This is a genomic window from Peribacillus simplex NBRC 15720 = DSM 1321 (assembly GCF_002243645.1).
In the GTDB taxonomy this organism is placed as follows: domain Bacteria; phylum Bacillota; class Bacilli; order Bacillales; family DSM-1321; genus Peribacillus; species Peribacillus simplex.
In genome coordinates this window covers 950,831-975,226 of sequence record NZ_CP017704.1, presented here as the reverse complement: position 1 = coordinate 975,226, position 24,396 = coordinate 950,831, and the positions used below count along the sequence as shown (strand labels likewise).

The 24,396-nt window shown below is 42.9% G+C and carries 25 protein-coding genes; all 25 read left to right on the top strand.

Going from position 1 to position 24,396, the window contains the following annotated elements; translation table 11 throughout:
* Positions 1 to 2 precede the first annotated feature (2 nt).
* The 25 genes from sdaAB to sucC all read left to right on the top strand — a co-directional run bounded on the left by sdaAB (position 3) and on the right by sucC (position 24,380).
* Positions 3 to 665, top strand: coding sequence for an L-serine ammonia-lyase, iron-sulfur-dependent subunit beta (gene sdaAB, locus BS1321_RS04465; RefSeq protein ID WP_063231893.1), 663 nt, complete (start codon positions 3 to 5; stop codon positions 663 to 665).
* 37 nt (positions 666 to 702) lie between these two features.
* On the top strand, positions 703 to 1,587 hold the full coding sequence (gene sdaAA, locus BS1321_RS04460; protein ID WP_048684931.1) for an L-serine ammonia-lyase, iron-sulfur-dependent, subunit alpha: 885 nt from the start codon (positions 703 to 705) through the stop codon (positions 1,585 to 1,587).
* Positions 1,584 to 3,635 (top strand): ATP-dependent DNA helicase RecG, encoded by a 2,052-nt coding sequence (gene recG / locus BS1321_RS04455; RefSeq protein ID WP_063231892.1) that lies wholly within the window; start codon positions 1,584 to 1,586, stop codon positions 3,633 to 3,635. Before sdaAA ends, recG begins: the two co-directional genes overlap by 4 nt.
* Positions 3,636 to 3,752: 117 nt before the next feature.
* Positions 3,753 to 4,310 carry a transcription factor FapR gene (fapR, locus tag BS1321_RS04450; protein WP_034313744.1) on the top strand — a complete coding sequence of 186 codons (558 nt, stop codon included), beginning with the start codon at positions 3,753 to 3,755 and terminating at the stop codon, positions 4,308 to 4,310.
* Positions 4,311 to 4,334: 24 nt separating this feature from the next.
* Positions 4,335 to 5,321, top strand: a complete 987-nt coding sequence (gene plsX, locus BS1321_RS04445; RefSeq protein WP_063231891.1) for a phosphate acyltransferase PlsX — start codon at positions 4,335 to 4,337, stop codon at positions 5,319 to 5,321.
* A gap of 27 nt (positions 5,322 to 5,348) precedes the next feature.
* Positions 5,349 to 6,296 carry an ACP S-malonyltransferase gene (fabD, locus tag BS1321_RS04440; protein ID WP_063231890.1) on the top strand — a complete coding sequence of 316 codons (948 nt, stop codon included), beginning with the start codon at positions 5,349 to 5,351 and terminating at the stop codon, positions 6,294 to 6,296.
* Positions 6,293 to 7,036 (top strand): 3-oxoacyl-[acyl-carrier-protein] reductase, encoded by a 744-nt coding sequence (gene fabG, locus BS1321_RS04435; RefSeq protein WP_063231889.1) that lies wholly within the window; start codon positions 6,293 to 6,295, stop codon positions 7,034 to 7,036. The genes fabD and fabG overlap by 4 nt, the downstream gene beginning before the upstream one ends.
* 57 nt (positions 7,037 to 7,093) lie before the next feature.
* The gene (locus BS1321_RS04430) at positions 7,094 to 7,327 is read left to right on the top strand and encodes an acyl carrier protein (RefSeq protein WP_034313729.1); all 234 of its coding nucleotides are present in this window, start codon (positions 7,094 to 7,096) and stop codon (positions 7,325 to 7,327) included.
* A 262-nt stretch (positions 7,328 to 7,589) separates the two neighbouring features.
* The gene (gene rnc / locus BS1321_RS04425) at positions 7,590 to 8,330 is read left to right on the top strand and encodes a ribonuclease III (protein ID WP_063231888.1); all 741 of its coding nucleotides are present in this window, start codon (positions 7,590 to 7,592) and stop codon (positions 8,328 to 8,330) included.
* Positions 8,331 to 8,354: 24 nt separating this feature from the next.
* Positions 8,355 to 11,918: a chromosome segregation protein SMC gene (gene smc / locus BS1321_RS04420; protein WP_063231887.1), complete on the top strand. Its 3,564-nt coding sequence runs from the start codon at positions 8,355 to 8,357 to the stop codon at positions 11,916 to 11,918.
* Between the two features lie 27 nt (positions 11,919 to 11,945).
* Entirely contained in the window at positions 11,946 to 12,962 is a 1,017-nt protein-coding gene (ftsY, locus tag BS1321_RS04415; protein WP_063231886.1) for a signal recognition particle-docking protein FtsY, read from the top strand.
* Between the two features lie 255 nt (positions 12,963 to 13,217).
* Positions 13,218 to 13,550, top strand: a complete 333-nt coding sequence (locus BS1321_RS04410; protein WP_061462382.1) for a putative DNA-binding protein — start codon at positions 13,218 to 13,220, stop codon at positions 13,548 to 13,550.
* An 11-nt stretch (positions 13,551 to 13,561) separates the two neighbouring features.
* Positions 13,562 to 14,902 carry a signal recognition particle protein gene (gene ffh / locus BS1321_RS04405; RefSeq protein WP_063231885.1) on the top strand — a complete coding sequence of 447 codons (1,341 nt, stop codon included), beginning with the start codon at positions 13,562 to 13,564 and terminating at the stop codon, positions 14,900 to 14,902.
* Between the two features lie 153 nt (positions 14,903 to 15,055).
* Positions 15,056 to 15,328 carry a 30S ribosomal protein S16 gene (gene rpsP, locus BS1321_RS04400; protein WP_034313715.1) on the top strand — a complete coding sequence of 91 codons (273 nt, stop codon included), beginning with the start codon at positions 15,056 to 15,058 and terminating at the stop codon, positions 15,326 to 15,328.
* A 13-nt stretch (positions 15,329 to 15,341) separates the two neighbouring features.
* Positions 15,342 to 15,572 (top strand): KH domain-containing protein, encoded by a 231-nt coding sequence (locus BS1321_RS04395; protein WP_048684915.1) that lies wholly within the window; start codon positions 15,342 to 15,344, stop codon positions 15,570 to 15,572.
* Positions 15,573 to 15,793: 221 nt separating this feature from the next.
* Complete coding sequence (locus tag BS1321_RS04390) at positions 15,794 to 16,180, top strand: YlqD family protein (RefSeq protein WP_034313711.1); 387 nt, start codon at positions 15,794 to 15,796, stop codon at positions 16,178 to 16,180.
* A gap of 10 nt (positions 16,181 to 16,190) precedes the next feature.
* Positions 16,191 to 16,709 carry a ribosome maturation factor RimM gene (gene rimM, locus BS1321_RS04385; protein ID WP_063231884.1) on the top strand — a complete coding sequence of 173 codons (519 nt, stop codon included), beginning with the start codon at positions 16,191 to 16,193 and terminating at the stop codon, positions 16,707 to 16,709.
* Complete coding sequence (gene trmD, locus BS1321_RS04380; protein WP_063231883.1) at positions 16,709 to 17,443, top strand: tRNA (guanosine(37)-N1)-methyltransferase TrmD; 735 nt, start codon at positions 16,709 to 16,711, stop codon at positions 17,441 to 17,443. The genes rimM and trmD overlap by 1 nt, the downstream gene beginning before the upstream one ends.
* A gap of 130 nt (positions 17,444 to 17,573) precedes the next feature.
* Positions 17,574 to 17,921 (top strand): 50S ribosomal protein L19, encoded by a 348-nt coding sequence (gene rplS / locus BS1321_RS04375; RefSeq protein ID WP_034313702.1) that lies wholly within the window; start codon positions 17,574 to 17,576, stop codon positions 17,919 to 17,921.
* Between the two features lie 217 nt (positions 17,922 to 18,138).
* Complete coding sequence (gene lepB / locus BS1321_RS04370; protein WP_063231882.1) at positions 18,139 to 18,699, top strand: signal peptidase I; 561 nt, start codon at positions 18,139 to 18,141, stop codon at positions 18,697 to 18,699.
* Positions 18,700 to 18,716: 17 nt separating this feature from the next.
* A complete protein-coding gene (ylqF, locus tag BS1321_RS04365) occupies positions 18,717 to 19,589 on the top strand; it encodes a ribosome biogenesis GTPase YlqF (RefSeq protein WP_063231881.1) in 873 nt (290 codons plus the stop codon).
* Between the two features lie 155 nt (positions 19,590 to 19,744).
* On the top strand, positions 19,745 to 20,527 hold the full coding sequence (locus tag BS1321_RS04360) for a ribonuclease HII (protein ID WP_230160187.1): 783 nt from the start codon (positions 19,745 to 19,747) through the stop codon (positions 20,525 to 20,527).
* Positions 20,528 to 20,539: 12 nt separating this feature from the next.
* Complete coding sequence (locus BS1321_RS04355; protein WP_063231880.1) at positions 20,540 to 22,459, top strand: hypothetical protein; 1,920 nt, start codon at positions 20,540 to 20,542, stop codon at positions 22,457 to 22,459.
* Positions 22,456 to 22,728: an EscU/YscU/HrcU family type III secretion system export apparatus switch protein gene (locus tag BS1321_RS04350; protein WP_063231879.1), complete on the top strand. Its 273-nt coding sequence runs from the start codon at positions 22,456 to 22,458 to the stop codon at positions 22,726 to 22,728. Before BS1321_RS04355 ends, BS1321_RS04350 begins: the two co-directional genes overlap by 4 nt.
* Before the next feature lie 491 nt (positions 22,729 to 23,219).
* A complete protein-coding gene (gene sucC / locus BS1321_RS04345; RefSeq protein WP_061462395.1) occupies positions 23,220 to 24,380 on the top strand; it encodes an ADP-forming succinate--CoA ligase subunit beta in 1,161 nt (386 codons plus the stop codon).
* The last annotated feature ends 16 nt before the right edge of the window (positions 24,381 to 24,396 follow it).

Genomic DNA, 24,396 nt, shown 5'->3' with positions numbered 1-24,396 from the left:
TCATGAAATTTAGAAGTGTATTCGATATAATTGGTCCTGTTATGATCGGCCCCTCTAGTTCCCATACAGCAGGAGCTGCAAGGATCGGTAGGGTTGCCAGGAATCTATTCGACCGGGAACCAAAATGGGCCCATATTTCTTTTTACGGATCGTTTGCCAAAACCTATAAAGGCCATGGAACGGATGTAGCCATTGTAGGAGGCTTACTTGATTTTGATACATTTGATGAGAGAATTAAAGAATCGCTGGAAATAGCCCGCAAAAAGAAAATGAAAATTACTTTTCGAGAAGAAGAAGCCGTACCGGAACATCCCAATACAGCAAAAATAACAGTTGGTGATGATGATGGTGAACTGGAACTTGTCGGAATATCGATTGGCGGGGGAAAGATCGAAATCGTCGAACTGAACGGGTTTAAATTGAGGCTCTCCGGGCACAACCCTGCCATACTCGTCGTTCATGATGATCGATTTGGAGCCATTGCCAATGTTTCTAACATATTTGCCAAGCATCAAATCAATATTGGCCAGATGGAAGTCTCCCGAAAAGAGAAAGGGAAGATGGCCTTGATGACGATTGAAGTGGACCATAACTTGGAGGATCACGTCATCGCTGAAATTACAGCACTCCCGAACATCACTCAAGTAGCAAGGATTGTGGATTGATAGGGCAATCGTTTCCACTTAGGAAGGAGAAGAAATCATGTTTCGAAATGTAGCGGAATTAGTAGAATTAGCTGAATCAAAGCAGAAAAAAATTTCAACGCTGATGATAGAGCAGGAAATGGAAGTAACGGGAAAAAGCCGTGAAGAAATCATCCGCCAGATGGGAGTCAACCTGGATGTAATGGAACAGGCAGTTGAAAAAGGACTTCAAGGTGTACGGTCCGTTTCCGGGCTGACGGGAGGGGATGCAGTCCTTCTTCAGAATTACATTAAATCAGGAAATTCCTTATCCGGTGAACTGCTTTTGGATGCGGTAAGCAAAGCCGTGGCAACAAACGAAGTGAACGCAGCCATGGGAACGATTTGTGCGACACCAACTGCCGGATCTGCTGGTGTTGTGCCTGGAACCCTTTTTGCTTTGCAAAATAAATTAAAACCGAATCGGGAACAGAAAATTGAGTTCCTATTTACAGCAGGGGCGTTTGGTTTTGTAGTAGCGAATAATGCTTCGATCTCTGGAGCCGCAGGGGGCTGTCAGGCGGAGGTCGGTTCTGCTTCGGGTATGGCAGCGGCAGCCATCGTTGAAATGGCAGGAGGGACACCGGCACAAAGTGCAGAAGCGATGGCAATCACATTAAAGAACATGCTTGGTCTTGTGTGTGACCCAGTTGCTGGGCTTGTGGAAGTACCTTGTGTGAAGCGTAATGCCATGGGTGCAGCCAACGCTATGGTTGCCGCAGATATGGCGTTAGCGGGGATCACAAGCCGCATACCGTGTGATGAAGTGATTGATGCGATGTACAAAATCGGGCAAACGATGCCATCGGCTCTTAGGGAAACTGCACAAGGAGGTTTAGCGGCTACACCGACTGGGCGGGAGTTGGAAGCGAAAATCTTTGGCTTACCGCTGAATAAGAAGTGAACTCGACTTTACAGGAACCCATAACAGCAGTAAAAGGCATTGGGGCTGAAACGGCAGCAGCATTGGGCGAAATGGAGATCCATACCGTCGCGGATCTCCTTGAGCACCTCCCATATCGCTATGAAGATTACCGATTGAGGGATTTAGAAACGGTCGAGCATGATGAGCGGGTTACAGTAGAAGGCAAGGTTCATACGGTGCCGACGTTAGGGTACTTCGGTAAGAAAAAATCCAGGCTTACGTTTAAAGTGTTGACTGGAAGATATTTAATAAATGTCATTTTTTTTAACCAGCCATATCTGAAGCCCAAGCTTGCGATAGGCGAAACCGTAACAATAACAGGAAAGTGGGATCGTCATCGCCAAACCATTACAGGCTCGGAATGCCACGTTGGTGATCGTAGCCGGGAGAAAGAATTCGAACCGGTGTACTCAGTGAAGGGCAGCATTACAGTCAAAGGGCTCCGCCGCTTTATCTCCAAGGCATTTTCTGAATATGGGACAATGATAGAAGAAAATCTGCCCCCGCAATTACTGGCGGTATACAAACTGATGCCGCGTAACGATGCTCTTCGTACCATGCATTTCCCTCAATCGGCCAATGACGTAAAAAAGGCTCGACGCCGTTTTGTGTATGAAGAATTCTTATTGTTTCAACTTAAAATGCAGGCACTTCGTAAAGTGCAGCGGGAGCAGTCAAAAGGAATTGGCCAGGAGTTTGACATGGAGCAGCTGGAAGCTTTTGTTGGAACTCTCCCTTTTCCTTTGACGAACGCTCAGAATAGGGTCGTCGAGGAAATAATGACTGACATGAAATCTCCCTACAGGATGAATCGTCTACTTCAAGGGGATGTCGGGTCTGGAAAAACGGTGGTTGCCGCCATATGCCTGAAGGCAACGATTACAGCAGGTTTCCAAGGTGCACTTATGGTCCCGACGGAAATCTTGGCTGAGCAGCATACACAATCCTTGAAGGCGATGTTGGAACCGAGTGGAGTAAAGGTCGCATTGTTGACAAGTTCGGTAAAAGGCAAAAAGCGCAAGGAACTATTGCAAATGCTCGAATCCGGGGAGCTAGATCTTTTGATAGGAACTCATGCGTTGATACAGGATGAAGTGAATTTTCGGAACCTAGGTCTTGTCATAACGGATGAACAACATCGTTTCGGAGTGGAGCAGCGCCGAATCCTTCGTGAAAAAGGTACAAATCCAGATGTACTTTTCATGACGGCTACACCGATTCCGCGAACGCTCGCTATTACAGTGTTTGGGGAAATGGACGTCTCAACGATCGATGAAATGCCTGCCGGGCGTAAAGCGATAGAAACCTATTGGGCGAAACACCAAATGCTTGATCGGATCTTAACCTTTGTCGAAAAGGAACTAAAAAAAGGGAGACAGGCTTACGTCATCTGTCCATTGATTGAGGAGTCGGAGAAACTCGATTCTTTACAGAATGTTCTTGATGTTCATGCAATGCTGACACAATACTTTGCGAACAGGTACAAAGTGGGACTTATGCATGGACGGCTTCCCGCGGATGAAAAAGACGAAGTGATGCAGCAGTTTAGTGCCAATGAAGCACAAATCCTTGTTTCCACGACGGTTGTCGAGGTTGGGGTGAATGTTCCAAATGCAACGGTAATGGTCATTTATGATGCGGAGCGCTTTGGGCTTTCACAGTTGCATCAGTTACGCGGAAGGGTAGGACGGGGGAGTGATCAGTCCTTTTGCATCCTGCTGGCTGATCCGAAAACGGAAGTCGGCAAAGAACGGATGAAAATCATGACCGAGACAAACGATGGTTTTGCCCTTTCTGAAAAAGATTTGGAACTTCGTGGCCCCGGGGACTTCTTCGGTAAAAAACAAAGCGGCCTTCCCGAGTTCAAGGTAGCCGACATGGTCCATGATTACAGGACCCTGGAAGTGGCAAGGACGGATGCTGCAAAATTGATTGCCTCCCAAAGCTTTTGGCATTCCCCGGAGTATGCACCGCTGCGGAACTATTTAGAGGGAACGGGCGTATTTACGGGAGAAAAACTGGACTGAACTGAAAAAAACCTATAGCAGATTGTGAGATTTTACGCAATATCTTGCAATCTGTTTTTAAAATATATATACTACTATTAGTACCTAGTCATAATACTACGGATGGTGACCTTCAAAATGCGAAGAAATAAGAAGGAACGCCAGCAATTATTAATCGAAACGATTAAACAGAATCCTTTTGTAACGGATGAGGAGCTGGCTGAAAAATATTCGGTGAGCGTCCAGACCATTAGGCTTGACCGTCTTGAATTATCGATACCGGAACTGCGTGAACGTATTAAAAGCGTGGCCGAGAAAAAATTCAGTGACGAAATCAGGGCATTGCCTTTGGATGAAATCATCGGGGAAGTAATTGATCTTAATTTAGATGACAATGCAATTTCGATTTTGGATATAAATAAAGAGCATGTCTTTAAGCGGAATGGAATTGCAAGGGGACATCACCTTTTTGCCCAAGCAAATTCATTGGCTGTAGCAGTCATAAATGATGAATTGGCATTAACTGCGAAAGCATCCATTTTATTTACTCGTTCTGTAAAGGAAAATGAAAGAGTGGTAGCTAAAGCGAGGGTCAAAAACGTGGACCACACCAATGATCGTTCCGTGGTGGAGGTTAGAAGCTACGTGGGTAATGAACTGGTTTTTAAAGGCGAGTTCGAAATGTATCGCTCTTAACTTGCTAGTAAAGGATGAAATAAAATGAAGATAACGATAGATGCAATGGGTGGCGATAATGCTCCCAAGGCACAGGTTTTGGGTGCGATGAAAGCTGTCGAGACTTTTTCCGATGTGGAAATCACCTTGATAGGCAATGAATCTGAGATTAACCAATACTTAGCGAAACATGGCCGAATAAGGGTTATACATACTGATGAAAAAATATTAAGTACCGATGAACCTGTTCGTGCGGTTCGCCGCAAGAAAAGCGCCTCGATGGTATTGGCTGCACAGCAAGTGGCTGATGGAGAAGCCGATGCATGCATTTCTTCAGGCAATACCGGGGCGCTAATGGCTGCAGGCCTGTTTGTGGTCGGAAGGATAGAAGGCATTGAACGTCCGGCATTGGCTCCCACCCTTCCGACAATCGATGGTAAAGGTTTTGTATTACTGGATGTAGGCGCGAACTCCGATGCGAAACCGGAGCATCTCCTTCAATTCGCTATAATGGGGTCTGTTTATGCCCAAAAAGTGCGGGGAATCGAAAAGCCCCGTGTCGGATTGCTTAATATCGGAACAGAAGAAAAAAAAGGGAATGAACTGACTAAGCATGCCTTTACATTACTGCAGCAATCATCGGAGATATCCTTTATAGGTAACGTAGAGGCAAGGGACCTCCTAAGCGGGCCGGCAGATGTTGTCGTAACGGACGGCTTCACGGGAAATATGGTGTTAAAGACGCTTGAAGGTACTGCTATGAGCGTATTCAAAATGGTGAAAACGGCCTTGATGAGCAATCTTAAGAGTAAGTTGGCTGCAGCAATGGTAAAGCCTGAATTAAAAGGCATAAAAAATAAAATGGATTACTCGGAGTATGGCGGTGCTGGCCTATTCGGTTTGAAGGCCCCTGTCATTAAGGCTCATGGTTCATCAGATGCGAATGCGGTCTATAATGCTATACGCCAGACTCGCGATATGGTTGGAAATGACGTCATATCAACAATTGCGGAGACGATAGAAAAACAATAATAAATCATAGAGGCAGGGGAGTAACAGATGGGTAAAATTGCTTTTGTCTTTCCAGGACAAGGATCACAATCAATAGGAATGGGGCATGGCTTATTTCAGGAAAACGAGCGTGCTCAGCAAATTTTTCGAACAGCTGATGAAAAACTTGATTTTCCACTTTCCGAATTGATCTTTAATGGCACACAAAAAGAATTAACGGTGACTTATAATGCACAGCCTGCTTTATTGACCACGAGTTATGCTTTTGTCAAGGAGTTGGAAGAAGCGGGGATCAAACCCGATTATACAGCCGGGCACAGTTTAGGTGAATATACGGCATTAGTGGCATCTGGTGCAATTTCTTTTGAAGATGCCGTATATACAGTGCGTAAGCGTGGTGAATTCATGGAAGCTGCGGTACCGAATGGACAAGGCTCAATGGCTGCGATATTGGGAATGGACCGGGAAGCTCTATCTGATGTCACTTCTGAAATTACTGCCACAGGGGAATCCGTTCAATTGGCCAATATTAATTGTCCAGGGCAAATCGTCATTTCAGGCACCTCGGAAGGGGTTAAACTTGCTAGTGCAAAAGCCAAGGAAAATGGGGCTAAACGGGCTCTTCCTCTTGAAGTGAGTGGACCGTTCCATTCGGAATTGATGAAGCCGGCAGCAGAAAAGTTACAGGGTGTCCTCGATGAAGTAAGCTTCAAACAGGCAGAAATTCCTGTCATTTCAAACGTAACGGCTAAGCCCATTACAGCACCTGCTGAAATAAAAGAAAAATTAATCGAACAGCTGTATTCACCGGTCCTTTGGGAGGACAGTGTGAAAAATCTACTTGAATTAGGCGTGGATACGTTCATCGAGGTGGGTCCGGGGAAAGTATTGGGCGGATTGATAAAGAAAATTGATCGTTCCGTTCAAATTCACTCGGTATCCGATATAGATACTCTAATTAAAACAATTGAAACTTTGAAGGGGGTACAAGCATGATCCTCGAAGGTAAAAAAGCACTTGTAACGGGAGCTTCACGAGGTATTGGCAGGGAAGTCGCATTAGAACTTGCCCGTCAGGGAGCAGACGTTGCCATCAACTATTCTGGCAGTGAAGCTAAAGCTAATGAAGTGGTTGATGAAATCAAGGCATTGGGCCGTAAAGCATTCGCCATCCAATGCGATGTTGCAAATAGTGAATCGGTGACAAGCATGATTAAAGAGGTCGTCGAACAGTTTGGCAGAGTGGATATCCTGGTTAATAATGCAGGTATCACACGTGATAACCTATTGATGCGTATGAAAGAAGATGAATGGGATTCTGTGATCAATACGAATCTTAAAGGCGTGTTCCTATGCACCAAAGCGGTTACAAGGCAAATGATGAAGCAGCGTAGCGGCAGGATCATCAATATGGCATCGATCGTCGGCGTCAGCGGAAATGCAGGGCAGGCTAATTATGTAGCGGCTAAAGCTGGTGTGATCGGCCTGACTAAAACCACGGCAAAGGAACTTGCTTCACGAGGGATTACGGTCAATGCGATTGCCCCAGGTTTCATCTCAACGGATATGACTGGTGAATTGCCTGAAGACGTCCAAAAAGCCATGCTGGACCAAATTCCGCTTGCACGGTTCGGTGACCCTAAAGATATTGCTGCAGTGGCGTCTTTCCTCGCTTCTGAGGCCAGCAAATATATGACTGGGCAAACTCTTCATGTAGATGGCGGCATGGTCATGTAAGTTTTCTTTGATTTTTTTCGAAATTAATTTATAATGTCTTGAGGGGAGGTGAACACATTGGCAGATGTATTAGAAAGAGTAACTAAAATCGTTGTAGATCGTTTGAACGTAGAAGAATCAGAGGTAAAACTTGAAGCTTCTTTCAAAGAAGATCTTGGTGCCGATTCCCTGGATGTAGTTGAACTAGTCATGGAATTCGAAGACGAGTTTGATATGGAAATTTCGGACGATGACGCTGAAAAAATCGCCACAGTAGGTGATGCTGTGAATTACATACAAAGCACTATGTAATGAATGTCATTTGACTAAAAGCTCCGTTTTTTAACGGGGCTTTCTCTTATTGCTTAAAGAAGTTTGATGCAGCGGCAGATAAGGGAATGAGCATGTATGGGTAAGCTCCGCCTGCATGGCAGTGGCCTTTTGCCATTAGTTTTCTTTAAGCGGATAATAATGTATGATGGTACATAGGAAAGCTTGACAGGAATTCCTGCCAGGTTTCTTTTTATATATAGGAAAAATATGCTTTTTGAACCGTTGTGGAGGGTTTTGTGTGATGCGTAGGAACGGAAATAATCGTAAACCATCAATGAAGGATAATAAATTTAAACAGTTGCAAGAAAATCTTGGTTTTCATTTTAAAGATGAAAATTTATTGAAACAAGCTTTTACACATTCATCTTATGTGAATGAGCATCGCCGTAAGCCTTATGAAGATAATGAAAGGCTTGAATTCTTGGGGGACGCTGTACTTGAACTGACCATCTCTAAATACTTATATCAAAAATATCCGATGATGAGCGAAGGTGAACTTACCAAACTAAGGGCAGCCATTGTGTGTGAGCCTTCACTTGTTGCTTTTGCCAATAGCCTTTCTTACGGGGAATATGTATTACTCGGAAAAGGGGAAGAAATGACAGGTGGAAGAGAACGACCTGCCATGCTTGCGGATGTATTCGAAGCCTACATTGGTGCTTTGTACCTTGATCAAGGATTAGAGCCAGTTGTGCAGTTTTTGACGAATGTCGTGTTTCCGAAGATAGACGAGGGTGCTTTTTCTCATGTGATGGATTATAAGAGCCAGCTTCAGGAGCTGATCCAGCGGGATGCCATCGGTGTCCTGCAATATAAGATCTTGCAGGAAAAAGGACCAGCTCATAATCGGGAGTTTGTTTCGACCGTCTCCCTGAATGGGGAAGAGCTGGGCTCTGGAATAGGAAAGTCCAAAAAAGAAGCGGAGCAGCATGCTGCTGAGCATGCATTGATCGTTTTAAAAGAAAAAAAATCAACAAGATAGTTGAACAGTAGAGGGGGAAAGGTCATGTTCCTCAAACGTTTGGACGTTGTAGGATTTAAATCTTTCGCAGAGAAAATTTCGATTGATTTTGTACCTGGTGTCACGGCAGTGGTTGGACCAAACGGAAGCGGTAAAAGTAATGTGACCGATGCAGTCCGATGGGTACTTGGAGAGCAGTCTGCGAAATCACTGCGTGGAGCAAAAATGGAAGATATCATCTTTTCGGGAAGTGACACGAGGAAAGCGTTGAATTTTGCGGAAGTATCATTGACCCTTGATAACGAGACCAATTCCCTGCCGATTGACTTTCATGAAGTCAGTGTGACAAGACGTGTATATCGATCGGGAGAAAGTGAATTTTTCATTAATAATCAAGGTTGCCGTCTGAAAGACATCATAGACCTTTTCATGGATTCTGGTCTTGGGCGAGAAGCATTTTCAATCATCAGCCAAGGGAAAGTGGAAGAAATCCTAAGCAGTAAGGCTGAAGAGAGACGAGTGATCTTTGAAGAAGCAGCCGGTGTCCTGAAGTATAAAACAAGAAAACGAAAAGCGGAATCGAAGCTGACGGAAACACAGGATAACTTAAACCGTGTCCATGATATCCTCCATGAATTGGAGGGGCAGGTGGAGCCGTTAAAAATTCAGTCTTCCCTCGCCAAGGAATTTTTGGCGAAGAAAGAAGAGCTTGAGCAAATAGAAGTGGCTTTAACCGTTTTTGAAATAGAAGAACTTTATGGTAAATGGGAAAAACTGTCGCGTGAACTTGAAAAACATAATGAAATGGAACAGCAAATGGCAGGACAGCTTCATGACAGGGAAGCGCATCTCAAAAACCTAAGGGGTAGTCTTGCGACGCTTGAAACATCGATCAATGGACTTCAGGAAATTCTCCTGAACGCCAGCGAAGAACTTGAAAAGCTTGAAGGCCGTAAAGAAGTTTTAAAAGAACGGAAAAAAAATGCTGCCCAAAACAAGTCACAGCTAGAAAAAGCGATAGTGGAAGGTGAGGCTGCTGTCGAGCGTTTGTCTTTGCAAAAGGAAAGAGAAACGGAAATCCTGAATGCACTGAACTTGGAAGTGAAAGGGATTCAAGAAACATTACATGAAAAACAAAAAAGCCTAGGCTTATTCAATAGTGATATCGAAGCGATGATCGAAGCGAAAAAGAGTGACTATATTGAGTGGTTGAACAAGCAGGCATCGGCTAAAAACGAAAAACAATACCTGCTCCAGCAGCTAACACAGCAGGAACATAAAAATGCTAAACTTGATATGGAAAATGAAAAGTTCTTAACCGAAAGAATGGATATCACTGCTAAAAAAATGGAATATTCACAGCTGATGGACAATATGACAAAGCAGCTTGAAGAGCATGTCACTTATTTCCGAAATCAGCAGAATAAATTGAATGCGGCAAAAGATACGTATCAAAAACAAGAAACCACCCTTTATAAGGCCTATCAATTCCTTCAACAGGCAAAATCACGTAAGGAACTGCTTGAAGAAATGGAAGATGATTATGCAGGCTTTTTTCAGGGTGTAAAAGAGGTTTTGAAAGCGAAAGAAACCCTTCGAGGCATTGAAGGGGCAGTTGCGGAATTGATAAAGGTACCAAAGGAATATGAAACGGCCATCGAAACGGCTCTGGGCGGAGCGATGCAGCATGTTGTCGTGGAACGCGAAGAGCATGCACGGGAAGCCATTTCCTTCTTGAAGAAAAATAGGTATGGGCGTGCGACGTTCTTGCCTTTATCAGTCATAAAGGCAAGAGAGATATCAGCTAACCAATTATCGATGCTGAAGAGTCATTCAGCTTTTGTGGGGACGGGTTCCTCATTGATCCAATATGATGATAGGCATGCAGCGATTGCTGAAAACCTATTAGGAACCGTGATGATCACCACAGATTTAAAAGGTGCAAATGACCTGGCGAAAATGATGCAGCACCGTTTCCGCTTCGTAACACTTGAAGGAGATATCGTCAATCCAGGTGGTTCAATGACTGGTGGAGCCTTAAAGCAAAAAACGACCTCCCTGCTTTCAAGGAAAACGGAATTGGAAGAGCTCCATCAAAAACTTACTGCCATGGAAGCTAAAACGAATCAGTTGGAAAAGCAAGTCAAACAGCTCAAAGTGGATGTGGGTGTTCAAGAGCAAACGCTTGAACAAACCAGAAAAACAGGAGAGAGACTTCGATTACAAGAACAAACCCTTAAGGGAGAACTCCGTGAAGTTGAGCTGCAGGAAAGAAATGTGAATGAGCGGCTGCATCTTTATGATTTGGATAAAAATTCATATTTAGAAGAACAACAGCAAAAAACGGCAAGACTTGAAGAGCTGGAAGAACTTTTGGAATCATGTAAAACGGAAATTGAAGGGCTGGACCGGTTGATTTCCGAAATGACCGAACAAAAGCAATCTCAACAATCCTCAAAAGAGAGCCTTGCTGAAGAAACGAATGAACTGAGGGTAATGCTGGCCTCTAAGCGTGGGCAGCTACAAAACCAAAAAGAGAAGATGGAACGCATTGAATCGGATCTTTCAAAGGAAACAAGCAGGCTTGCCGAAAACAAAGATGATTTAGGGCTTCTGACCAATGAAATGACAGACAGTTCAAGCGGGGAAGAGTCCTTGGAAGATATGGCTCAACAGAAATTGCTCGATAAAAATGGAGCAATTGAAGGAATCACCATAAAAAAACAGGAAAAAAACGAGCTTCTAACGGAAGTTGAAACGCTTGAACTGTCCTTGAAAGAAGAAAATCGACTTTATAGAGGCATTGTCGAAGTGATAAAGGATGAAGAAGTGAAATTAACTCGTCTGGATGTCGAACTGGAAAATCGCCTCGACCACTTGAGAGAAGAATATACCCTTTCCTTTGAAGGTGCTAAAGAACAGTATCCATTGATGATGCCTGCAGAAGAGGCTCAAAAAAGGGTGAAGCTCATCAAGCTTGCAATTGAGGAACTGGGGACGGTGAATCTAGGTGCAATTGATGAATACGCACGTGTAGCTGAACGCTATGAATTCCTTCTTAGTCAAAAGGAAGACCTTCAACAGGCGAAAGATACATTATTCCAAGTCATCGATGAAATGGATGATGAAATGAAGCGGCGCTTTGCGGATACCTTCTATTCTATCCGTGAAGAATTCGAACAAGTCTTCAAAGCTTTATTTGGCGGAGGCAGAGCGGAGCTGAAACTGACAAATCCGGATGATTTACTAAATACAGGGGTAGATATTATTGCACAGCCTCCTGGTAAAAAACTGCAAAATTTGAGCCTCTTATCCGGGGGAGAACGAGCATTGACAGCCATAGCCCTTTTATTCTCCATTCTAAAAGTGCGTCCGGTGCCTTTCTGTATCCTTGATGAAGTCGAGGCAGCACTTGATGAGGCGAATGTCGTCCGGTTCAGTCAATTTTTAAGGAAGTTCAGCAGGGAAACGCAGTTCATCGTGATTACTCACCGCAAAGGCACGATGGAAGAGGCGGATGTCCTATATGGCATTACGATGCAGGAGTCAGGCGTCTCAAAACTTGTTTCAGTCCGGATGGAAGAATCAGAAAACTTTATTGAAGTTTAAAATTCATGAATTAGAGGAAGTGGGACAATGAGTTTTTTCAAAAAGCTAAAAGAGAAATTTACGACCCAGGAAGAAAAAGAAAAATCAGTTGAAGCTGAAGTATCCATAGGGGAAAAATTTAAGCAAGGTTTGACAAAGACGAGAAATTCCTTTACTGGAAGGGTTAATGAACTTGTTGCCCGTTACCGGAAAGTGGATGAGGACTTTTTTGAAGAACTTGAAGAAATCCTGATACAGGCTGATGTAGGCTTTGACACTGTGATGGAACTAATTGATCAATTAAAAATGGAAGTCAAGCTTCGCAATATCTCTGATACGAGGGAAGTGCAGTCCGTTATTTCCGAAAAGCTTGTTGAAATCTACCAAGGGGATGATGAAGAGACTTCAAGCTTGAATATACAAGAAGAAGGTTTGACGGTCATTTTGTTTGTAGGGGTTAATGGGGTAGGTAAAACGACGACTATTGGTAAACTTGCCCATAAATTCAAAACGGAAGGTAAATCTGTCGTATTGGCTGCCGGGGATACCTTCCGTGCCGGTGCGATTGAGCAGCTTGAGGTTTGGGGGGAGCGTGTAGGTGTCAGTGTAATCAAACAGGGTGAAGGCTCTGACCCTGCAGCGGTCATGTTCGATGCCATTCAGGCCGCCAAGGCACGAAAAGCTGATATCCTGATCTGTGACACTGCCGGTCGCTTACAGAATAAAGTGAATTTAATGAAGGAATTGGAAAAGGTTAAACGTGTAATTGAACGTGAAGTACCAGGTGCACCACACGAGGTGTTGCTTGCCCTTGATGCTACAACTGGACAAAATGCCCTTATTCAGGCCAAGACATTCAAGGAAGCGACCAATGTTTCCGGTATTGTTTTAACAAAGCTTGATGGCACCGCAAAAGGTGGAATTGTTTTGGCAATTCGCAATGAATTGGCCATTCCCGTTAAATTTGTCGGGCTAGGTGAAAAAATGGACGATCTACAGGAATTCGATGCTGAGAAATATGTTTATGGCCTTTTTGCTGATATCATCGATAAAGAAGAGGTTTAAGAAAAATTGTAAGCCGGAAGAGATTATTCTCTTCCGGTTTTTTTGTCCTTGCTTTAATGAGCCCCATGCTTAATACAGGATTCACAGTGGCTATTTGGAGGAACAATTACAAAAAGGTCTAAAAAAAGCGAAAAAAAGAAAAAAATAATGCTTAGCAAACAAGTGGTAAGGGGTTTAACTTGACATCAAATAAACAAGGCTTTACAATATAAACTTGTAAAGGGTTTTCACTTAACAGCAGGGAGGCTTGCTAAGATGCTTGAAAAGACAACGCGGATTAATTATTTGTATGACTTTTACCAATCGTTGTTAACAGAGAAGCAGCAGAGCTACATGTCCCTCTACTATCTGGATGATTACTCTCTTGGCGAGATTGCCGATGAATACGAAGTCAGTAGGCAGGCAGTCTATGATAATATAAAAAGAACAGAAGCGATGCTTGAGGAATACGAAGCAAAGCTATTGTTATTTCAAAAATTTCAAGAGCGTAACCAGTGGATTGCGAATATGAAGGGACTCATAGAAAAGGATTCCTTTTCAAAAGAGAAGCTGCTAGACGCAATCACAACGCTTGAGAAGTTGGATTAGGAGGCGGCAATATGGCATTTGAAGGATTGGCCGACCGACTGCAGAGCACGATGCAAAAGATCCGTGGAAAAGGGAAGGTCAACGAAGCGGACGTAAAAGAAATGATGCGTGAAGTTCGATTGGCCCTGCTTGAAGCGGATGTTAACTTTAAAGTCGTGAAGGATTTTGTAAAACGTGTCAGTGAACGTTCGGTAGGTCAGGAAGTGCTGAAAAGCTTAACCCCCGGTCAACAGGTAATTAAAGTAGTTAAGGAAGAATTGACGGAGCTGATGGGCGGCGAACAGAGCAAGATTGCCGTTGCCTCGAAACCACCGACTGTCATTATGATGGTAGGGCTTCAGGGTGCTGGTAAAACGACGACCACCGGAAAGCTTGCCAATCTTCTTAGAAAAAAATACAACCGCAAGCCATTGCTCGTTGCGGCTGATATTTACCGTCCGGCGGCGATTAAGCAGCTTGAAACACTTGGCAAACAATTAAGCATGCCTGTTTTCTCCCTTGGGGACCAGGTCAGTCCTGTTGAAATTGCCAAACAGGCAATTGAAAAAGCTAAGGAAGAACATCATGATTATGTGTTGATTGATACCGCAGGCCGCCTTCATGTTGATGAAAACTTGATGGGCGAACTGAAGGATATCAAAGAGTTGACAAAACCTGATGAAATCTTTCTGGTTGTCGATGCGATGACAGGTCAGGATGCTGTCAATGTAGCCCAAAGCTTCAATGAACAGCTAGGCCTGACAGGAGTCGTATTAACGAAACTTGATGGGGATACACGTGGTGGTGCGGCACTTTCAATTCGTTCAGTCACCAACACGCCGATTAAATTCGTCGGTATGGGTGAAAAATTGGATGCACTTGAAGCGTTCCATCCAGAACGGATGGCGTCAAGGATCCTCGGCATGGGTGATGTATTGACCCTTATCGAAAAAGCACAGGCCAATGTAGATGAAGAAAAAGCGAAAGAATTAGAGAAAAAGATGCGTACAGCCACTTTTACCTTTGATGATTTCCTTGAGCAGCTTGGTCAGGTGCGGAATATGGGACCGCTTGATGATATTCTGAAAATGATTCCCGGTGCGAATAAAATGAAAGGGATGGACAACCTTCAGATCGATGAGAAACAGATCGGTCATGTTGAAGCTATCATCCGTTCAATGACAACGCATGAAAAGGAACATCCAGAAACCATGAATGCATCCCGCAAGAAACGGATTGCCAAAGGAAGCGGCAGATCGATTCAAGAAGTGAACCGTTTACTGAAGCAATTCGAAGAAATGAAAAAGATGATGAAACAGGTTACGAACATGCAAAAAGGAAAGAAAAAGGGATTCAAATTCCCGTTCATGTAAGGTTTATTTTAGGTCAAAACTGAGGAGAAATACGGGTCGAAGCCATGTATTTCAACACTTTTTTCACCTGTTAAGAAAAAAACCTTTACAAACATGCAAGACATTTGATATTATACTATCTTGTGTGAAACTATTCGGAGGTGCTTATTTAAAATGGCAGTAAAAATTCGCTTAAAACGTATGGGAGCTAAAAAATCTCCTTTCTATCGTATTGTAGTTGCAGATTCTCGTTCACCACGTGACGGACGTTACATTGAAGTGGTAGGAACTTATAACCCGGTGACTCAACCAGCTAAAGTTGAAATCAACGAAGAGCTTGCTCTTAAATGGTTACAAGATGGAGCTAAACCATCTGATACAGTTCGTAACTTATTCTCTACACAAGGCATCATGGAAAAATTCCATGTTGCAAAAAACAGCAAGTAATCGACGGTAGTTGATGAAAGCACTGATTGAAACAATTGTTTCAGCACTTGTGGATTATCCGGAAGAAGTCATCGTGACCTCCAAGGAAGAATCCGACCGGATTGTTTATATCCTCTCCGTTCATAAAGAGGACATGGGCAAGGTAATCGGTAAACAAGGGCGTGTTGCTAAGGCGATTCGGACTGTGGTATATGCAGCAGGATCTTCACAGCAGAAGAAAATCTATTTGGAGATTTCCGAATAAGGAGGGTTAATAGCCCTCCTTTTTTTGTACTTCAAGAAAGTGAAATTCCGACTTAGATCCTAATTGAATGGACCCGGACTTTAAACTTTACGCCTTTTTAAGACGCATCTTTTACCGATTTACGTTATACTTAAGAGAATGACCCCCATTTCAAAAAGATTACCCCATCATACATATTTTTTGAAGGAAATAAGAAATCATAGATAATAGGAGGTGCTGGAATGAAAATTCTCCAAAATGTAATCGTTAACCAAGTATTAACGGAATCCAGCAAGAATCAGCTCCTCGAGAAATACAAGTCAAAACGCCTTCAGCTTCAAAAAGAGAGTGAACAGCTTCGCTTTGAACTGAAAAAACTTGAAAAAACAAGAACTCTCCAACCTGCTAGTCTCCGTGCTCATTTCGAAAAAGAAATAAACCAGAGGCAAGAAAAAATTAAACTGCTTGAATTTCAAATGGAGCAGTTGGAGATCCTTCCGGCAGGTAGTGAATTGAAGGAACGGGAAGTTCAAAGTATCATTGATGTGGAAATTGGGGCAGATTGGGACGAAATTATGGCAACGAAGACCATTGTCATTAAAGATGGAATCGTCTCGGAAATTCGTTAGAGGTGAAAGAATGGAAAAATGGTTTAATGTAGGTAAAATTGTCAACACACATGGTCTTTTAGGAGAAGTCCGTGTTATTTCTTCAACAGACTTCCCAGAAAAACGATACAAAGTGGGAAATACTCTGTATTTGTTTAGGGACACGGAGAAAAAACCTTTGCCGCTTATCATCAGGTCGCATCGCACCCATAAAAACTTTAACCTATTGACGTTCGAGAACTATTATAACGTCGGACAGGTCGAGGCTTTTAGAAACGGGGTCCTGAAAGTCAAGGAAGCACAGCTTGGTAAATTGGACGAAGGTGAGTTCTACTTTCATGAAATCATCGGATGTTCGGTATTTACTGATGAAGGCATGGAAGTTGGGGAAATCATTGAGGTTCTTACGCCTGGTGCCAATGATGTTTGGGTCATTAAGAAAGCTGGCAGTAAGGACATCCTGATCCCGTATATTGAACAAATTGTAAAAGAAGTGGATATTTCTGCTAAAAAGGTCATCATTACACCGATGGAAGGACTTTTAGACTGATGAAAATCGATGTGCTTTCGCTTTTTCCAGAAATGTTCGAAGGGGTATTGGGTTCGTCAATCTTAAAAAAGGCTGCGGAAAAGCAGGCTGTCAGCTATAAGGTGACCAATTTTCGAGATTATGCAGATAATAAGCATTCGACGGTAGACGATTATCCGTATGGCGGCGGTGCCGGAATGGTATTGAAGGCACAACCGATCTTTGATGCTGTGGAGGCTCTTAAAGGGCAAGGTGAGCTAACCCCAAGGGTAGTCCTGCTTTGTCCCCAGGGAGAGCGTTACACGCAGAAAAAAGCCGAAGAGTTTGCTGAAGAGGAACATCTCATTTTCATTTGCGGGCATTATGAAGGGTATGATGAGCGCATCCGGGAGCATGTCGTAACTGATGAAATATCGATTGGTGACTTTGTGCTTACAGGCGGGGAATTGGGCGCAATGGTCATTATTGACAGCGTTGTGCGCTTGCTGCCTGGCGTTCTGGGAAATGTTGACTCCCCGATTCTTGATTCCTATTCTTCTGGTTTGTTAGAGCATCCCCATTATACTAGACCTGCAGATTTCCGTGGGATGAAAGTTCCCGATCCGCTAATATCCGGGAATCATAAAAAAATCGATGAATGGCGGATGAAGGAATCTCTGCGCAGAACTTGGATTCGACGTCCGGATTTGCTCGATAGTTATGAACTATCGGAAGTTGAAAAAAAATTATTGTCCGAGATTAAAAAAGAAGACTGATGTCTATTGCATCGACGTCTATAGTATGATAGGATATACCTTGTGACTTGGGCAAAATGCTCAGTCTTATAACGATGTTCCGCTGCAAACAATAAGTATTTGCAAGAGCGTCCAGGAGGAGTTGAAATCGATGCAAAATCTTATTAACGAAATCACAAAAGAACAACTTCGCTCAGATCTTCCATCATTCAGACCTGGTGACACAGTACGTGTACACGTAAAGGTTATTGAAGGAACTCGCGAACGTATCCAGTTGTTTGAAGGCGTTGTAATCAAACGTCGTGGCGGCGGAGTTAGTGAAACTTTCACAGTACGTAAGATCTCTTACGGCGTTGGAGTAGAACGTGCTTTCCCTGTTCACACACCAAAAATTGCGAAACTAGAAGTTATCCGTCACGGTAAAGTACGTCGTGCGAAACTTTATTACCTACGCGAACTTCGTGGTAAAAAAGCACGTATTAAAGAAATTCGTCGTTAATTCCTCGAATATCTTCAAGCGGGTTTACCATGATCCACATAAGGTGAATAACCAAACAGTATCATGCAAAAAAAGGGAGCTTGTTTATCAGGCTCCCTTTTTGCACTTTAAGAAACGATGAATACACATACGGTAAAAACTATATAGAATCCTGCTCGCTATAGCGTCCGCAACATGTTAAAATAATTGTTGATATGTTTCAAAAAGGGTGGTAAGGATGGCGAAAAAGAAAAATGAATTGTGGGAATGGACAAAGGCGGTCATAATCGCGGTTATAGCGGCGACACTGATCCGTTATTTCCTCCTGGCTCCTATTGTTGTGGACGGTAATTCCATGATGCCGACATTAAAGGATACGGACCGCATGATCGTTAATAAAATATCCTATTCGATTGGTGAACCGAAAAGATTCGACATTATCGTTTTCGAAGCTCCAGAAGGCAAAGATTACATAAAGCGGGTCATCGGATTGCCAGGGGAAAAAGTGGAATATAGAGATGATACTCTTTACGTGAATGGAAAAGCTTATGATGAGCCATACTTGGATGAATATAAAGAACAATTGATTGATGGCGGTGCTTTGACGGAACCTTTTACATTAAGTGATGTCATAGAACAAGGAACGGTGCCTGAAGACCACCTATTTGTCCTAGGGGATAATCGCCGTTTTAGTAAGGATAGCCGCCATATTGGTGTAGGTGTCGTTCCTTACGATAAAGTGTTAGGAAAAACTAAATTAGTTTATTGGCCGATTGAAGACTTTCGATTGGCGGAATAGTAGGAAGGTGGATTCCATTGACAATACAGTGGTTCCCTGGCCATATGGCCAAAGCAAGACGGGAAGTAACAGAGAAATTAAAACTGATCGACATCATCTTTGAACTTGTGGATGCCCGGATTCCGGCATCTTCACGAAATCCGATGATCGATGAAATCATTCAGCATAAACCGAGGGTTATACTTTTGAATAAAGCTGATATGGCCGATCCGGTAAAAACGAATATGTGGCTTGAACATTATAAATCGCAGGGGAAAACGGCGATTGCCATTAATTCACAGGCAGGAAACGGTTTAAACCAGATTACAGCTGCTTCCAAAAAACTTTTAAAAGAGAAGTATGAACGTATGGAATCAAGAGGAATAAAGCCGAGAGCGATCCGTGCCATGATAGTAGGTATTCCGAATGTGGGGAAATCGACATTAATCAATCGACTTGCCAAAAAGAACATTGCCAAAACAGGTAATACACCTGGCGTCACGAAAGCGCAGCAATGGATAAAAGTTGGTAAGGAATTGGAATTGCTTGACACACCGGGGATTCTCTGGCCGAAATTCGAGGATCAAGAAGTAGGTTTGAAGCTTGCATTGACAGGTGCGATCAAGGATACGATTTTAAATTTGCACGAAGTCTCATTATACGGCCTTCGCTTTTTGGAAAAAGAATATCCGGATAGATTGAAATCCCGTTATAACCTGGATGTAATTCCGCAGGAAACGCTCGAATTGTTCGATGCGGTCGGAAAGTTCAGGGGCTGTTTAGCATCTGGGGGCTTCATCGATTATGACAAAACCGCAGAGTTGGTCGTACGTGAAATCCGTTCAGAAAAGATGGGCCCGCTTACGTTCGAGGCCCCTTTGGATTATGAAGAGGATGATACCCCCGAATAAGATTAACATTGATCTGATTGTTGTAATACGGAGCTGGAGTTGGATGTCGAAAAGGCTTTTTCTTTTTGATGTCTCTTTTCCGCTCCGTATTTTTGTTTGAACTGTAGAATGGCAGCAAGACTGCCGATAATTAATATGATGGGTGATAAAAGATGATAACTGCAATGAGCATTAAGGAAATCTCCTTAAAGTTAAAGACAATAAGAGAGCCCGGAGATTTATTTTTACAAGAATGCCGGGAGGACGGACGAAAGGGAGTAAACGACTTAGTAAGCAAATGGCAAAGAGCTTATGAAAAAGAACAACAGGTAAGGGAAGCTTTCACGGAAATGACGGAATTTGAAAGGCAATTGCGAAAACAGGGGTTTTCCATTCTGGCTGGTATCGATGAAGTGGGAAGAGGACCGCTGGCAGGACCAGTTGTGACGAGTGCAGTCATCTTGCCTGAATCTTTTTATTTACCAGGGCTTAATGATTCTAAAAAGATTCCAGAGTCAAAAAGGGAACTGTTTTATGAAATAATTTTTAAGGAAGCACTATCCATAGGTGTAGGTGTTGTACATAGCGAGGTAATTGATGAAATCAATATTTATCAAGCTACGAAAAAGGCAATGGTGGCCGCATTGACTGATCTGTCAGAACTTCCTGATCATTTGTTGATCGATGCCATGGAACTGGATGTGCCGATTCCGCAGCTTTCACTCATAAAGGGAGACGCAAGAAGCATTAGCATCTCTGCGGCCTCCATAATTGCGAAAGTGACCCGTGATAGGATGATGAAGGAATATGGTGAAAAATATCCGGAATATGGTTTTGAAAAGCACATGGGTTACGGGACAAGCCAACATTTAGAAGCGCTCGACACGCACGGGCTTACACCTTGGCATAGAAGAAGTTTTGCACCAGTTAAGGAAATCGCTGCACGAATGAAGGACTAAGGGGGATGAGTGGTGCAATCCATAACAAGCGGTCAACCCGTATCTTCACCTATTGAAATAAAAGGAACTGCGAGTTTGAAAAACGGGCAAATCCTTTTCGGGAAGGTGAATAAGGTTTTTCCTAACCAAACGGCCGAGATACAGATTGGCCATCAAAAAATGATTGCCACTCTCGATATCCCGCTTCGGACAGGAGAAAAGTATTGGTTTCAAGTGCAACACCCAATTGAGGGGAAGGTCGTGTTAAAAGCTTTAGATTCCCCCGATTTGAACATTTCCGGCTTAAAGGGAACAGCTGCACAATTGATCGCTCATCTCGGCATAACGCCCGAACCGGCCGCAACGAAGCTTGCCGAATATCTCCTGACAAATAGCCTGCCGATAACCAAGGAAACTTTTCAGTCCGCTTTGCAATGGTTAAAAACTGCTGATGCTGCAGAAGTAGGTCTACCTGTAATAAAAACAATGTTCATTCAGCAACTGCCTTTTGTAAAAGATGTATTTGATGCATTATTTACACAGTCCAAAGGTGAGCCTTTCCACAAACTCCTCAGTGGCTTCAAGCAGCAGCTGCAGGATGGTGGGCCAGGAACGAGGACGGCAGTCAAACTTATGGAGGTATTGGACTCTTTACGTGTTGCTAAACAGAACCAGCTTCAACAAATCGGTTTGCAAAAACTAGTGACCACTTGGCTGAATTCCGATTCAACGCCAGAAATGAAATCCGGTGCATTTTCCCTGCTTCAAAAGACGGGTTTCGTTCCAAAGGAAATTACGGAATCTGTCTTTCTGGAAATTCTAATAGATGGAGCTGAGGCTAGGTCCGGTATTCCTAAGAATTCATCGATTGATAAATTGCACCAAGGATTGCAGCTGCTTTCCGAGGCAAAAAGGGGAGCATTTGCAAAAGTTGAAGAGATCGAAATTGCTATTAATCTCATATTGAATAGTCATGAACATGAGGAGACAAAACTGCCAATTGATGTCCACTCGATTCAGAGAAAAAACATTTCTGCAGAAAAACTTTCCCCTCTTGCCTTTCATTTACTTCAGAGTGCTTTTTTCGAAGCGGCAGCTAAAAAGGCAGTAGGCGGAAATATAGAAGTGAATGACCTTATAGGCTACTTGAATAAGAACACAGAGCGAGTAGCTGAGTCGAAGGGTAAGGCGGGTGAATTACTGTTTCAGTCGCTTAATAAGCTTCCTGAGGCCCAATACGCTAGAATTAATGAGAAGCTAGTCCTTTCACATGTATTGGATACTGAGTTTCAAACATTCGATTTCACAAATGGACCTTCTGTTGCACACCAACTGAAAGAAATGACCAAAATCCTTGGTCTTCAGCTGGAACATGCACTCATTAATCTTTCTGGAGATAATATGGCGGGTTTCCCGAAGGATTTAGAGACACTTAAACCGTTGCTGCTTAAATTGCTGAATGAGCAAATTCCAGCATCTATCAAGGAGATGGCAGAACAAATCCTAAATCGGATTACTGCGCAACAGATCCTTTCACAGGAAAACGGGCCGATTCAGAATTTACTCCTTACACTTCCACTCAATCTGGGATCTACTCAAACGGATCTAACGATACAATGGAGCGGAAGGAAAACAAAAGATGGCAAAATAGATCCGGATTACTGCCGAGTCCTATTTTATTTAGAATTGGAACGTATTAAAGAGACGGTCATCGACATGCAGGTTCAAAACCGAATCATAAAAGTGACGGTCATCAATGGGCATGGTGCGATCCTTGAAGAGGCAGCCGGTCAATATCTTGACAACCTGAGAGTGAATCTGGGAAAAATGGATTACAGATTATCAGGGGTTTCATTTGTAAATCCAGTGAATGAAAAAGACAGGGACCTAAGAGTGAAACTGATTCCCTTTTCAGAAGCCGGTTCATATAGTGGAGTGGATATACGAATATGATAAATGATAAACGAAAAGAAGCCATTGCCTTAAAGTATGATCAAAAGACATCAAAAGCGCCCGTCTTATTGGCGAAGTGGAAAGGTAAAACGGCTGAAAATATTCTGGAAAAGGCCATGAAACTGGATATACCGGTTCAAAGGGACGAATCGCTTGCTGCACTTTTAGGTCAATTGGATATAAATCAAACGATTCCGGAAGAATTGTATGGAGCTGTTGCAGAGGTATTTGCATTCATTTATAAAGTTGACAAGGACATGAATCGGTAGGAGCCTAATTATCCATGTGATTTTATCAAATGGATTTCTGTTGGTTTATGTAGAATATTAGGGAAATCACTGACGAATTTTCATTATATTAAAAAAATACTAAACTATTTGCAAAAGGACAAGGCTGTGGCTTTGTCCTTTTGCTTTTCCTTTGAATCAAGACAAGGATAACCGTAATTTTTCACAAAAAGATCTCTGGGTTAATATGATGAAAAGGCTTTCATGGAAGTGTTTTTAATAGATTTATAACTGTAATTACTTTTTTTTATAATAGAATTTTAGAACCAAAATAAATGATTTAAATAAGAAAAAAACACAATGGCGAAGACGGTTTTTACCATTGTACACAAGGGTATGGAAGTATATTATAATAATATTTTTAAAATTTTGTGAAAGAATATTATGCACGAAGGAGAATTTTGTTGTAATATGGTAGAGAAAACACGCATTAAATTTCAAAGTTGTTTTTTAGTAGATAAGGAGGATGGGAAATGAATATCCATGAGTATCAGGGGAAAGAGATATTGCGACAATACGGGGTATCCGTTCCAAATGGCCGGGTTGCCTTTACTGTTGATGAAGCAGTGGAAGCAGCGAAGGAGTTAGGTACGGAAGTTGTTGTCGTCAAAGCTCAAATTCATGCGGGCGGCCGCGGGAAAGCCGGCGGAGTCAAGGTAGCGAAGAATCTTGATGAAGCACGTACATATGCAGAAGAGATTCTTGGTAAGACGCTGGTGACCCATCAAACAGGACCTGCAGGCAAGGAAGTTAAGCGTTTACTTATTGAAGAAGGCTGCGACATTACGAAGGAATATTATATCGGGCTGGTCCTTGACCGTGCTACGAACAGTGTAGTATTGATGGCTTCTGAAGAAGGCGGAACGGAAATTGAGGAAGTGGCTGAAAAGACACCAGAGAAAATTTTCAAAGAAGTAATCGATCCGGTTGTCGGCCTGACTGGCTTCCAGGCACGTAGGATTGCATTCAATATCAATATTCCGGCTTCACTTATAAACAAAGCTTCCAAACTGATGGTTAACTTATATACTGCTTTCGTTGAAAAAGATTGCTCAATCGCAGAAATCAACCCATTAGTGGTTACGGGCGATGGCAATGTAATGGCACTTGATGCTAAATTGAATTTCGATGATAATGCGATTTACCGCCATAAAGACATCGCGGAGTACCGTGATCTGGATGAAGAGGATGCGAAAGAGATTGAAGCATCAAAACATGGCCTTAGTTACATATCGCTTGACGGAAATATCGGATGCATGGTTAATGGTGCCGGACTTGCTATGGCAACGATGGACATCATTAAACATTATATGGGAGATCCGGCTAACTTCCTTGACGTTGGTGGCGGTGCTACTGAGGAAAAAGTAAAAGAGGCTTTCAAAATCATCCTATCCGATCAAAATGTTAAAGGCATCTTCGTTAATATCTTCGGAGGAATCATGAAATGTGACATCATCGCGACAGGCGTAGTGGCTGCTGCTAAAGAGCTTGGCCTGGATGTCCCTCTTGTTGTTCGTCTTGAAGGAACGAATGTGGACCTTGGCAAAAAGATTCTAAAAGAGTCAGGTTTAAATATTACGGCTGCTGAATCAATGGCAGATGGGGCACAAAAAATAGTATCACTTGTAGGATAATAGGCAGGGGGGAACA